This window comes from Chthonobacter rhizosphaerae, assembly GCF_013839525.1.
GTDB lineage: Bacteria > Pseudomonadota > Alphaproteobacteria > Rhizobiales > Pleomorphomonadaceae > Chthonobacter > Chthonobacter rhizosphaerae.
Genome location: NZ_JACDIS010000002.1, coordinates 499,016 through 510,869, shown reverse-complemented (window position 1 = coordinate 510,869; position 11,854 = coordinate 499,016). Strand labels below are relative to the sequence as shown.

Sequence of the window (11,854 nt, the reverse complement as noted above, 5' to 3'; positions counted from 1 at the left end):
TCCGCCCGGAGCGCCTGGATGCACCGCGAGGCTGCGTCAAACCGGTCTGATGCGGACGGTGAACCGCCCCGCCTGGAGCGGTCCGACAGTCGGCGATAAGCAACGGTCCAGCCGTCGCCGGATCTCCCCTTGACACTTCGAGGTGGCGGTCGTCGATGGATCGTAGCCAGAAAACGATCCCGGTCGACCCAGGGTCGCGCACCTTGACATGGTAAAGTTGAATTGTTTCCCTGATGTCCGGACAAGCGGGGGCTACTATGGACGAGAACTCACAATTCGGCGCTTTCCTTGATCTTGAGCGCACGTCCCAAGCCGCGTTTGGAGAGTACAAGCGGATTGTGCTTGAAAAATCGGCTCGCAAGACGGTCCTGGAGGTGGGAGCCGGACGTCAGCCCTTGTTCAAGCCCGATGAGCTTCGGCAGTACGACATCGATTACGTGGCGAACGACATCAGCCAGGTCGAGCTCGATGCCATGCCGGTCGAGGTCCCGAAATACGCGTTCGACGCCAGCGCGGACGTTCCGGACGAATGCGTGGGGCGCTTCGACTTCATCTTCTCCAAGATGGTCCAGGAGCACATCAGGAACACGCCCCGGTATTACCGCAACCTGTCGAGGATGCTGAAGCCGGGCGGTTTGGCCCTCAACTTCCATCCGGTGCTCTATGCGGTTCCGTTCATCATCAACCGGCTGATGCCTGAAACCCTGTCGGATCCGCTGCTCTACATGATGAGGAAGGACAGGACGCGGGAACGGAACCCGAAGTTTCCGGCGCTTTACGACCACTGCGTCATCAGCGAGAAAGTCCGCGCCAACTTGAAGGCCCAAGGCTTCAGGGAGGTTCTTCAGGTCCCCTTCTATGGCCACGGCTACTACAAGATGTTTCCTGGCATCAGGACTGTTCATGCCAAGGTGACGTCTGCGTTACGCAGGCGGGATTTCACCCCGCTGGCGTCGTTTTCCTACACGGTCGCGATCAAATAGGCCGGCCGTCGCGAAGGCCGCTTAATCCGGATCGCCTTGACGACCTGCCGCAGGATACAGCGACGCCGGGAAATGGCGGGCGGCTGAAAAGAGGCTGCGCGCCTCTCATCCGTGTAGTCGGGCCCGCGACCGCCTGTCCGCGTCCGCTTGGCAGCTCGTCAGCCTGGCGGCTCAGGCCACCTTGCCGAGCAGGAGGGCTTGCCGCATCACGCTGCCGTCCGACGCGCGGCTGATCTCCGGCACCGAGATCACGACCGCCGGGCGCTCCAGGCTGCCGGCGCCCTGCCGGCTCAGCCAGTCGAGCAGGTCCGCATGGGTCAGGCGCTCGCCCGGCCGGTTGACCACCGCGACGCCGATCCGGCAGCCCACGAGTTCGTCCGGCACCGCGAAGACCGCCGCGTCCGCGACCGACGGATGGCGCCGGAACAGCTCGTCGAGCCGCGGCATGGACATCGCCTGGCCGGCGACGGTGAGCGTCTCGCCCATCAGCCCGTGTAGCCCCAGCTGCTTGCCGTCCGCGCCGACCTGGACGCCGATGCCGGTCCGCAGCGCGCCGTCGCTGGTGAAGGCGATCACCCCGCCGGTGCTGCCCGAGACCGGCTCCGGCCAGGGCGCGTCCGGTACCAGAGCGCCGGTGAGGGTCAGCTCGTGCACGGACCGGCGCGGGTCCACGGCGCGCGAGCGCATCTTGATGGAAAGGTCCGCGAGGCCCGGCGGCGGCCGGACGCTGGCGAGCGATAGGGCCCCGAGCCGCGGCGCCGGCGTCGTGCCGTCCGCCTGCCGGACGGACGGCAGCAGCGTCAGGTCGCCGAAGGAGGTGAGGTCGACGACCCGGCGGTCGACCGGCAGGGGCGGCGGGTCGATTCCGTCCACGCGGCGGTCGTAGAGCGAGAAGGCCACGGTCGGCGACAGCACGATCGCGAGCGAGGGCCCCAGCGTCGCGGGGGCGAGCACCCGGTCGGCGCGGGCGGCGGCGGTGGCGGCCGCGATCGTCCGCAGGGTGGTGCCGTAGTGGAAAGCGACCGTGCCGGCGATGGCGAGGACGGACAGGATCCCGCCGGCGAAGCCGCACAGTCCGGCCGGGTGCATGGGCACGAGAACCGCCTCGCCCCGGGCCATGCCGGCCTCCACCGTGTGGGCGGCGGCGAGGCCGACCAGATGGTTGTGGCTGAACGGCACCGCGGCGAGCCGGTCTTCGGCGGTCCGCGTGAAGGACAGGAGCGCGATGTGGTCGGCCGCCGCGCCGCGCCGGGCGACCGCCGGAATGGCCGGGTGGGCCTCCATCTCGGCCATGATCGACGCGAGGTCGATCAGGCCGTCCGGCAGGCCTTCTCCCATGGCGAACACGAACCGGATGGCGAACACCTCGCCGGCCACGTCGCGCACCCGTTCGCCGGTCGCCTCGCCCTCGATGGTCGACGCGGTCACGATAGCCTTGATGCCGGCGACCCCGATGGCGGTCTCGATCTCCCGGTTGCTCCAGTGGAGCGGCAGCTGGGCCACGATCAGCCCCGCCCGCATGGCCGCCAGGATCACGATGGCCGCGTCCGCGCAGGGCGGCAGGTGAATGCCCATCACCGTATCGGGCCTGAGGCCGATGCTGGTCAGGAAGCCGGCGAGCGCGGCCACGCGGCGCTCGGCCTCCGCATAGGTGTAGGTGCTGGAGACGCCCGGAACCGGCGCCTCGCCGCAGTCGCGGAAGGCGACCCGGTCCGGCGCCTCGACCGCTGCCATGCGCAGAAGATCGTCCACCGTCAGGCGGGCCCAGGCTCCGGACTTTACACGCTCGGCGATGCGGTCTTCGGACGTCAGGATCATCACCGGTCTCCGGTCGGATGCGGTGCGAGGGAAGGGATCATGGCACGGCGGCCCACCATGTCACGGGTTGCAGGCCGGTCAGCGGCACGGTCTCGGGCCGGGCGATCCGCGCCCACCGGGCCACATGGTCCTTGGGCAGGTGGAACAGCGGCACCACGTAGCGGCCCGACATGAGCACCCGGTCGAGCGCCCGCACCGCCGCTTCGAAGTCCGGCCTCTCCCGCGCCGCCAGCATGGCGTCGATCATCGCGTCGGCGGCCGGGTCCGCCACCCCGGCGTAGTTGAACGTGCCCTCGGTCGTCGCGGCGGCCGACGACCAGCGGTTGTTCTGTTCGTTACCCGGCGAAAGCGAGGCGGTCCAGAGCATCTGGATCATGTCGAAGTCGTAGGTCTTCTGGCGGTCGTAGTATTGCGAGCTGTCGACGGTGCGGATGACCATGTCTATGCCGACAAGCTTGAGCGAAGGTTGCCACGCCAGCGCGAGCCGCTCCTCCTCGCGGCTTTTCGCCATGAACTCGAACCGGAACGGCGCGCCCGCCGCGTCGGTGAGGACGCCGTCCTTCAGCGTCCAGCCGGCCTCGCCGAAGAGGCCGAGCGCCTTCTTCAGCATCGCCCGGTCGCGGCCCGAGCCGTCCGTCTTCGGCGGCGCATAGGTACCGTCGAGGACCGGCGGGATCACCGCGTCGGGGAAGGGCGCCAGCAGCGCCGTCTCGGCGTCGCTCGCCGGCAACCCGAGCGCCGACAGGGCGGAGCCCTGGAAATAGCTGCCCGTGCGGGCGTAGGCGCCGTTGTAGAGGTTGCGGTTGATCCACTCGAAATCGAACAGGTAGGTCATCGCCTCGCGCACCCGCGGGTCCTGGAACAGGGGCTTGCGGGTGTTCATCACGAAGGCCGACATGCCCTTCGGCGTGCCGTTCGGCACCTCCTCCATCACGATCTTGCCCGACGCGGCCGCCGGGAAGGCGTAGCCGGTCGCCCAGCGCTGCGGGTCGGTCTCCATCACCACGTCGAAGGCGCCGGTCTTGAACGCCTCGAACCAGGCGTTGCCGTCGCGGAAGTACTCGATCGAGATCTCGTCGAAGTTGTCGAGCCCGCGCTTGATCGGCAGGTCCTTCGCCCAGTAGTCCGGGTTCCGCTTGAGGAGGACCCGGGCGCCAGGCGTCACCGACTCGATCACGTAGGGTCCGGAGCCGACCAGCGGCGTCTGGGTGGACTGGTCGAAGGTGGCCGGATCCGTCGCGTGCGCCGGCAGGATGGGCGTGAGGCCGATGAGGAGCGGCAGCTCCCGGTCCGCGCCGTCGCCGAACACGAAGCGGATGCCGGTCTCGCCCACGCGCTCGATCGACGCCACCTTGCCGAACCGGTTCCGGTAGATCGGCCGGCCCTTGGTCTTCAGCAGGTCGACCGTGAAGATGACGTCCTCCACCGTCAGCGGCTTGCCGTCGGAGAAGCGGGCGTTCGGCCGGAGGTGGAACTCCACGTAGGACCGGTCGTCCGGCACGTCCACCGTCTCGGCCACGAGGCCGTAGAGCGTGAACGGCTCGTCGGCGGACCGCATCAGGAGCGTGTCCCACACGTTGTTGCCGTAGAGCGCGTCGGTCAGGCCGCGCGGCGCGTTGCCTTTCACGATGAAGGGGTTGAGGCTGTCGAACGTGCCCGTGAAGCCGAGCGCCAGACGGCCGCCCTTCGGGGCGTCCGGGTTCGCGTAGGGCAGGTGGGTGAAGGTCGCGGGCAGGGCCGGCTCGCCGTGCATGGCGATGCCGTGGGCAGGCTCGGCGCGCGCGGCGGTCAGGCCCGCTGCGAACGCCAGTACAGTCAATGCGGGAACCCAATGCCGAAGACCTAGGACCACGAAGCTCACCTCCCGAGGCACGAACGAATCTGTTGCGAAGATACCACGTTCGGCGATAGGGGCTCACCTCGGCTTCAAAACCCGCATCCGCTCGTTTAAGACAGCGAGAACGCCAGTCACCGTGTCGCCCTAATTCCGGTTCAGGAGACGGGCAACGCCGCACGGGCGGGCTGGATGAGACGCTTCCCGCGTCTTCGCCGCGCGTGCGCCCGATCCCGGACCGGTGTGCGTTCGGGCGGAGATCGCGACCTTCACTGACCGAGGATCTATTCTGATGGCGACGACTTTGAAGAAGCGGGCGGCGCGCATCGCCGGGATCGTGGCGGCCGGCCTCGTCGCGTCCAGCTTCTCCTCCATGGCTCTGGCCCAGACCGCCCCGGCTCCGGCAGCGCCCGCTCCCGCGGCGACGCCCGCCCCGGCGAACGAGAACGCCTGGGTCAAGCTGTGCGGCAACGACAAGGCGGCCAAGAAGGAGATCTGCTTCGTCCAGCGCGAGCTGCGCACCGACAGCGGCCAGTTCCTGGCCTCGGCCGGCGTGCGTCAGGTGGCCGGCGAGGCCCGCAAGATCCTTCTCGTGCAGACCCCCGTCGGCATGCTGATCCAGCCGGGCATGCGCGTGCAGATCGACAAGAACAAGCAGGAAGCCGCCAAGTACACCATCTGCTTCCCGAACGCCTGCTTCGCCGAGCTGCCCATCACCGACGAGTTCATCGGGCAGATGAAGAAGGGCAACGAGCTGATCCTCACCACGCTGAACCAGCAGGCGAAGGGCGTGAACTTCAAGCTGTCGCTGTCCGGCTTCACGTCCGCGTTCGACGGCCCGGCCCTCGACACCGCCGCCCTGCAGCGCCAGCAGCAGGAGCTCCAGTCCGAGCTCCAGCGCAAGGCCAAGGAAGCGCAGCAGAAGCTCATCGACGCCCAGAAGGCCGCCGGCCAGCAGAGCCAGTGACCGCGCCGGCCTGAGCGCCGGACCAATCGTTGAACGGGCGCGCGATCGGATCGCGCGCCCGTTTTCGTTCGGGCGCCCCATCCCGCCAGCCGCGCCCATCCCGCCAGCCGCGCCCCATTCCGCCAGCCGCGCCCCATTCCGCCAGCCGCGCCCCGTCCCGGCAGCGGCGCCCCATCCCATGGGGCGGCGGCAGGACTAGCCCCGGCGAATACGAAAAAACCCGCGCGACGAAATCGCGCGGGTTTTTTCAAGTCTCGCTGCGGCCCGGGACAGGTCCGTCCGGGTCGCTCGTCCTCGGCGGACCGCCCTCAGTGGAACTGCGCCGACGGCAGCCGGTAGCCGCCGTCGTCCGTGGCGACCAGCGTCTCTTCCACCTCCGGATGGCGGATCGGCATGCCGCTGTCGTCCGGCTCCAGGTTCTGTTCCGACACGTAGGCGACGTATTCGCTTTCCGCGTTCTCCGCGTACAGGTGGTAGAAAGGCTGGTCCTTGGAGGGGCGCACGGCCTCGGGGATCGACTGGTACCACTCCTCCGTGTTGGAGAAGATGGGGTCCACGTCGAAGATGACGCCGCGGAACGCGAAGTGGCGGTGCTTCACCACGTCGCCGATCTGGAAGCGGGCCGTTCTGACCTTTTGCTGCATTCGTCTAGCCGTTCGGGGTTCGGAAATTCGTGTTTCCGGCCGGTGGGTCCTGTCGTCCATCCGTTAATGGCCAGACAGGAGCCGGTCCTGTCAAGCGCGGCCTCTGACGCGGAAAGGCGCGTTTTCGTGATCGCCCGGATCCTGTGTCGCAATTTTGCAACAATCATGGTACTCCCTCTGCCTCTGGATTCTCGGGGGGCTTTCGGCGCGCCGAGTCGGGAGAAATCGGGTGCCGAAGCCAGGCGGCGACCGCCGGACGGAGCCGGCGTGGGGCAGGAGTGCGGCGGTTGACGATCGGGGTGGACACATCAGGCCTTGCGGCGTCGCAGGGCGCGCCCGAGGGCTTCGCCGCGCCGCATGGCGGGGCGGACGCCCCGGCCCCGGCCGCCGCGCCCGCTGGCGGCCCCCAGCCCGACAGCGGACCGCGGGGCGCCGGCGAGGGCCGGATCCGTCGCACCGTGGGCCTCTTCCTGGTCTTCATCTCGGTGGCGGCGTCCCTCGGCCACTTCGCCCTTCTCACCAACCTCACGCCCATCGAGCCCTCGCCGGAGATGCTGACCATCGCCCGTTGGGTGAACAGTGTCCCGGTGGTCGGCCTCCTGATCCTCGTCGGCTACGAGGCCTGGAGGGTCTGGCTCGGCTGGTACCAGGGCAGGGCGGCGGCGCGGCTGCACCTGCGCATCGTCGCGCTCTTCTCGCTCATCTCCGCGCTGCCGGCGCTCCTCGTCTCCGCCGCCTTCGTGATCACCCTCGACCAGGGCCTCGACCGCTGGTTCGAGACGCGCACGCGCACCATCGTGGAGAACGTCCTCACGGTGGCGAGCGCCTACATGCAGGAGCACACCCGCGTGCTCCGGGCCGATCTCATCGGCATCGCCACCGCCCTCGACAGCGCCAAGCCGCTCTACGACTTCGAGCCGCGCCGGTTCGACGCCTTCTTCGAGGCGCAGGCGACGCTCCGCGGCCTGCAGAGCGCCTATCTCCTCGACAAGGAGGGCACGGTCCTCCTGCGCACCGAGCGCGACCCGCTCGCCCGCACCATCATGCCGCCGGAGCGGGCCATGACCGACGCCCAGAAGGGCGGGGCCGTGCTGATCTCGCCGGGCAGCTCCAACCAGGTCGGCGGCATCCTGAAGCTCAAGAGCTATGACGAGACCTATCTCTACGTGGTCCGCATGCTCGACGCGACGGTGCTCGACAACCTCCGCCTCGCCCGCGAGAGCGCGGTGGAGTACCGCCAGCTGGAGGCGAGCCGCAAGACGCTCCAGTGGCGTTCCGCCATGGTGTTCGCGGCGCTCGCCCTCGTCTTCCTCCTCGGCGCGGTCTGGCTCGGCCTGTCCTTCGCCAACCGGCTGGTCGCCCCCATCCGCCGCCTGATCGGCGCCGCCGACGAGGTGGCCAAGGGCAACCTCACCGCCGCCGTGCCGGTGGAGGACAATCACGACGACCTGTCCAGCCTCGGCGCCACCTTCAACAAGATGACGACCGAGTTGCGCACCCAGCGGGACGAACTCCTCGCCGCCAACGACCAGGTCGACCGCCGCCGCCGCTTCACCGAGGCGGTGCTGACCGGCGTCACGGCCGCCGTCGTCGGCGTCTCCAACGACGGGCACGTGTCCATCGCCAACCGCTCGGCCACCGTGCTTCTCGGCCTGGAGGAGTTCGACTTCATCGGCAAGCGCCTCGTCGACGAGGTGCCCGAGCTGAAGCCGCTGCTCGCCGCCGCCATGCGCGACGACGCCCGGGTCCACCAGGCCACCATCACCCTGGCGCGTCGGGGCCAGGAGCGCACCGTCTCCGTGCGCGTCGCCTCCGACCGCTCGCCCGACCGCGAGCACGGCTACGTGGTGACGCTCGACGACATCACCGACCTGATGACCGCGCAGCGCACGTCCGCCTGGGCGGACGTGGCGAGGCGCATCGCCCACGAGATCAAGAACCCGCTCACGCCCATCCAGCTCTCCGCCGAACGCATCCGCCGCCGCTACGGCAAGGCCATCGCCAACGACGACCGGGTGGTGTTCGACCAGTGCGTGGACACCATCGTCCGGCAGGTGGGCGACATCGGCCGCATGGTGGACGAGTTCTCCGCCTTCGCCCGCATGCCGAAGCCCACGATGGAGGAGCGCGACTTCGGCGACGCGATCCGCGAGGCGGTGTTCCTGATGAGCGTCGCCCACCCCGACATCGGCTTCGAGACGCACCTGCCGAACGCCCCGATGGTGGGCCGCTTCGACCACCGGCTCATGAGCCAGGCGATCACCAACCTCGTCAAGAACGCCGTCGAGGCGATCACCGCCCTCCCGGCGGAGGAGCGCGAGGGCGCCCGCGTCACCGTGAACGCCCGGATCGAGAACGGCCTCTTCGTGGTGGACGTCATCGACACAGGCGTCGGCCTGCCCGCCACCGATCGGCACAAGCTCCTGGAGCCCTACATGACCACCCGCGAGAAGGGCACCGGCCTCGGCCTTGCGATCGTGCGCAAGATCATCGAGGAGCACGACGGGCGGATCGATCTCCTGGACAGCCCGGCGGTGGCGACCGGCGGGCGGGGCGCCATGGTCCGCGTGACCCTGCCGCCGAACCCTGCGGCTGCGGAGCGGCGGTCCGAGCCGCTGCCCGCCGCCTGACACACCTGAGACCTGGAACGGAACCCCGCCGGACACCGGCCCAAGAAGAAGACCGAAGGACACCATGGCTTCAGACATTCTCATCGTCGACGACGAGGCGGACATCCGGGAGCTCGTGGCGGGCATTCTGGAGGACGAAGGCTTCGGCACCCGCAAGGCCGGCGACGCGGACGGCGCGCTCTCGGCGATCACGGCGCGCCGCCCCAATCTCGTCTTCCTGGACATCTGGCTCCAGGGCAGCCGCCTGGACGGCCTCGCCCTGCTCGACGAGATCAAGGCCGACCATCCGGACCTGCCGGTGGTCATGATCTCCGGCCACGGCAACGTGGAGACGGCGGTGTCCGCCATCAAGCGCGGCGCCTACGACTATATCGAGAAGCCGTTCAAGGCCGACCGCCTTCTCCTCGTCGCCGAGCGCGCCCTGGAGGCCTCCAAGCTGAAGCGGGAGGTCAAGGAGCTGACCATGCGCTCCGACCGCCAGGACGGCGTGGTCGGCCAGTCGTCGCTCATCAACCAGCTGCGCAACACCATCGACCGGATCGCCCCGACCAACAGCCGCATCCTGATCTCCGGCCCGTCCGGCTCGGGCAAGGAGGTGGTGGCCCGGGCTATCCACGCCCATTCGGCTCGCTCCAAGGGGCCGTTCGTCGCCATGAACGCGGCCGCGATCACGCCGGAGCGCATGGAGATCGAGCTGTTCGGCACCGAGGCCGGCGACGACGGCCGGCGCAAGGTGGGCGCCCTGGAGGAGGCCCACGGCGGCACGCTCTATCTCGACGAGATCGGCGACATGCCGCGCGAGACCCAGAACCGCATCCTTCGCGTTCTGGTCGACCAGTCGTTCGAGCGGGTGGGCGGCACCCAGCGCGTCCAGGTGGACGTGCGCATCGTCTCGTCCACCGCGCGCGACCTGGAGCGGGAGATCGCCGAGGGTCGCTTCCGCGAGGACCTGTTCCACCGCCTGTCCGTGGTGCCGCTGCGGGTGCCGGGCCTGTCCGAGCGGCGGGAGGACATCCCGCTCCTCATCGACCACATGATGCACCAGATCGCCCGGGCGACCGGCCTGCCGATCCGCCGGATCGGCGAGGACGCTATGGCGGTGCTCCAGGCTCACGACTGGCCGGGCAACCTGCGCCAGCTGCGCAACAATGTGGAACGGCTGATGATCCTCACCCGCGGCGACGAGGAGGCGGTGATCACCGCCGACCTGCTGCCGTCCGAGGTGGGCACCATGCTGCCGTCCCTGCCGACCTCCACCGGCGGCGAACACCTGATGGCCATGCCGCTGCGCGACGCCCGCGAGATCTTCGAGCGCGAATACCTGAAGGCCCAGATCAACCGCTTCGGCGGCAACATCTCCCGGACGGCGGAATTCGTCGGCATGGAGCGCTCCGCGCTTCACCGCAAGCTGAAGAGCCTCGGGATCGCCTGACCGCTGGCGCGTCGGGCCCGCGTCCGGCCCGGCGGCAAAAATGCGATCGCCTCGTCGGCCGGCCCCATCCGGGCGGCCGCCGACCGATCGCCGGCCGCGCTGGACAGGCCGGGCCGAGACATGAGCGGAGCGGGGCGGACCGGGGCAAGCCGGACCCGGGCGGGGCAGGGCGGTCCTCTGCGGCCGTCCATCACGGCCATCTCATCCGCAATTGACCGAACACCCTCTCCCGCCGGCGCGTTGGCTCGTGCATCGTTCGGCGCAAGCGCCGATCACAGTGCGCGACTCGTCCGGAGCCTGCCCATGCCCATCCCTCGCCGCATCGTCCTCGGTCTCCTCGCGGGCGCCCTTGCGCTTCCTGTCGCGGCACGGGCGGCGCCCCTCTCGGAAGACGCGCTTCGCACCGCTCCGTTTGAGACCATCGTCGAGGCGGCGCGCGGCGGCACGGTGAATTTCTTCCTCTGGGGCGGGGACGACCGCATCAACGCCTATGTGTCCGGCCCGCTCGCCGAGGCCCTCAAGGCCGAGTACGGCATCACCCTCAACCGGGTCGGCGTCGCCGACACCGCCGAGGTGGTGAACCAGATCCTCTCCGAACAGGAGGCCGGCGTTACCGACGGCGGGGCGGTCGACCTCGTCTGGATCAACGGGGAGAACTTCCGGACCCTGAAGACCGGCGGTCTCCTCCTCTGCGGCTATGCCGAGCGCCTGCCCAACGCCCGCTTCGTCGACTGGTCGGACCCGTCGATCGCCAACGACTTCGGCACGCCGGTGGACGGCTGCGAGGTGCCGTGGAGCAAGGCCCGGTTCGCGCTCGCCTACGACAGCGCCCGCACGGCCGAGCCGCCGAAGACCATGGCGGCCTTCCTCGACTGGGTGCGCGCCAACCCGGGCCGCTTCACCTACGCGGCGCCGCCGGACTTCAACGGCAGCGCCTTCGTCCGCCACGTGTTCATGCACGCGGCCGGCGGCGCGGAGGCGCTGTCCGGTCCGTTCGACCAGGCCCGGTTCGACGCCGCCGCCGAGAAGGCCTATGGCCTCCTCGACGACCTGGAGCCCTTCCTCTGGCGCGAGGGGCGGACCTATCCGACCGACATCGCCCAGCTGAACCAGCTGTTCGCCAACAGCGAGGTGGACTTCACCTTCAACTACGAGCCCACCGTCTTCGGCGCCGGCGTCGCCGACGGTCGCTTCCCGGAGACGACCCGCTCGTTCGCCTTCGATGACGGCACCCTCGCCAACACCAGCTACGTGGCCGTGCCGTTCAACGCCGCCAACAAGGCGGCCGCCCTCGTCCTCGCCAACCACCTCCTGTCCCCGGCCGAGCAGCTGCGCAAGGCCGACCCCGCCGTCTGGGGCATGGCGACCGCCCTCGACCTCGACCGGCTGACGCCGGCCGAGGCCGAGGCCTTCCGGGCGCTGCCCCGCCACCCGGCGGTGATCGCCGACGAGGACCTCGCCGACCGCGCCATGGCCGAGCTCTCCGCCGACTGGCTGGAGGCCATCGAGAAGGGCTGGATCGAGCGGGTCGGCCGCTGACGGCCGG

The 11,854-nt window shown here is 69.5% G+C and carries 8 protein-coding genes; 5 read left to right on the top strand and 3 right to left on the bottom strand.

The window, feature by feature from the left end:
- Positions 1-257: 257 nt before the first annotated feature.
- Complete coding sequence (locus tag HND91_RS06095) at positions 258-983, top strand: methyltransferase domain-containing protein (RefSeq protein ID WP_181705629.1); 726 nt, start codon at positions 258-260, stop codon at positions 981-983.
- A 171-nt stretch (positions 984-1,154) separates the two neighbouring features.
- Here HND91_RS06095 and HND91_RS06090 read toward each other — a convergent pair whose 3' ends face one another.
- Together HND91_RS06090 and HND91_RS06085 are read right to left on the bottom strand one after the other, a co-directional pair.
- Positions 1,155-2,801, bottom strand: coding sequence for an AMP-binding protein (locus tag HND91_RS06090; protein WP_181705628.1), 1,647 nt, complete (start codon positions 2,799-2,801; stop codon positions 1,155-1,157).
- A gap of 37 nt (positions 2,802-2,838) precedes the next feature.
- Positions 2,839-4,620 (bottom strand): extracellular solute-binding protein, encoded by a 1,782-nt coding sequence (locus tag HND91_RS06085; RefSeq protein ID WP_246329314.1) that lies wholly within the window; start codon positions 4,618-4,620, stop codon positions 2,839-2,841.
- Between the two features lie 307 nt (positions 4,621-4,927).
- Here HND91_RS06085 and HND91_RS06080 point away from each other — a divergent pair, with 307 nt between their 5' ends.
- Positions 4,928-5,602, top strand: coding sequence for an invasion associated locus B family protein (locus HND91_RS06080; RefSeq protein WP_246329313.1), 675 nt, complete (start codon positions 4,928-4,930; stop codon positions 5,600-5,602).
- A gap of 308 nt (positions 5,603-5,910) precedes the next feature.
- Here HND91_RS06080 and hspQ read toward each other — a convergent pair whose 3' ends face one another.
- Positions 5,911-6,246 (bottom strand): heat shock protein HspQ, encoded by a 336-nt coding sequence (hspQ, locus tag HND91_RS06075; RefSeq protein WP_181705627.1) that lies wholly within the window; start codon positions 6,244-6,246, stop codon positions 5,911-5,913.
- A 287-nt stretch (positions 6,247-6,533) separates the two neighbouring features.
- Between hspQ and HND91_RS06070 the strand changes: the two genes are divergently transcribed.
- The 3 genes from HND91_RS06070 (at position 6,534) to HND91_RS06060 (ending at position 11,847) form a co-directional block, all read left to right on the top strand.
- Positions 6,534-8,876, top strand: coding sequence for a sensor histidine kinase NtrY-like (locus HND91_RS06070; RefSeq protein ID WP_246329312.1), 2,343 nt, complete (start codon positions 6,534-6,536; stop codon positions 8,874-8,876).
- Between the two features lie 64 nt (positions 8,877-8,940).
- Complete coding sequence (gene ntrX / locus HND91_RS06065) at positions 8,941-10,308, top strand: nitrogen assimilation response regulator NtrX (RefSeq protein ID WP_181705626.1); 1,368 nt, start codon at positions 8,941-8,943, stop codon at positions 10,306-10,308.
- 303 nt (positions 10,309-10,611) lie between these two features.
- Positions 10,612-11,847, top strand: a complete 1,236-nt coding sequence (locus HND91_RS06060) for an ABC transporter substrate-binding protein (RefSeq protein WP_181705625.1) — start codon at positions 10,612-10,614, stop codon at positions 11,845-11,847.
- Positions 11,848-11,854: the final 7 nt, after the last annotated feature.

Coding starts and splice junctions, on each gene's coding strand:
- HND91_RS06090 (WP_181705628.1), bottom strand. CDS start 2,801: ATGATCCTGACGTCCGAAGACCGCATCGCCGAGCGTGTAAAGTCCGGA.
- HND91_RS06060 (WP_181705625.1), top strand. CDS start 10,612: ATGCCCATCCCTCGCCGCATCGTCCTCGGTCTCCTCGCGGGCGCCCTT.
- hspQ (WP_181705627.1), bottom strand. CDS start 6,246: ATGCAGCAAAAGGTCAGAACGGCCCGCTTCCAGATCGGCGACGTGGTG.
- ntrX (WP_181705626.1), top strand. CDS start 8,941: ATGGCTTCAGACATTCTCATCGTCGACGACGAGGCGGACATCCGGGAG.
- HND91_RS06095 (WP_181705629.1), top strand. CDS start 258: ATGGACGAGAACTCACAATTCGGCGCTTTCCTTGATCTTGAGCGCACG.
- HND91_RS06080 (WP_246329313.1), top strand. CDS start 4,928: ATGGCGACGACTTTGAAGAAGCGGGCGGCGCGCATCGCCGGGATCGTG.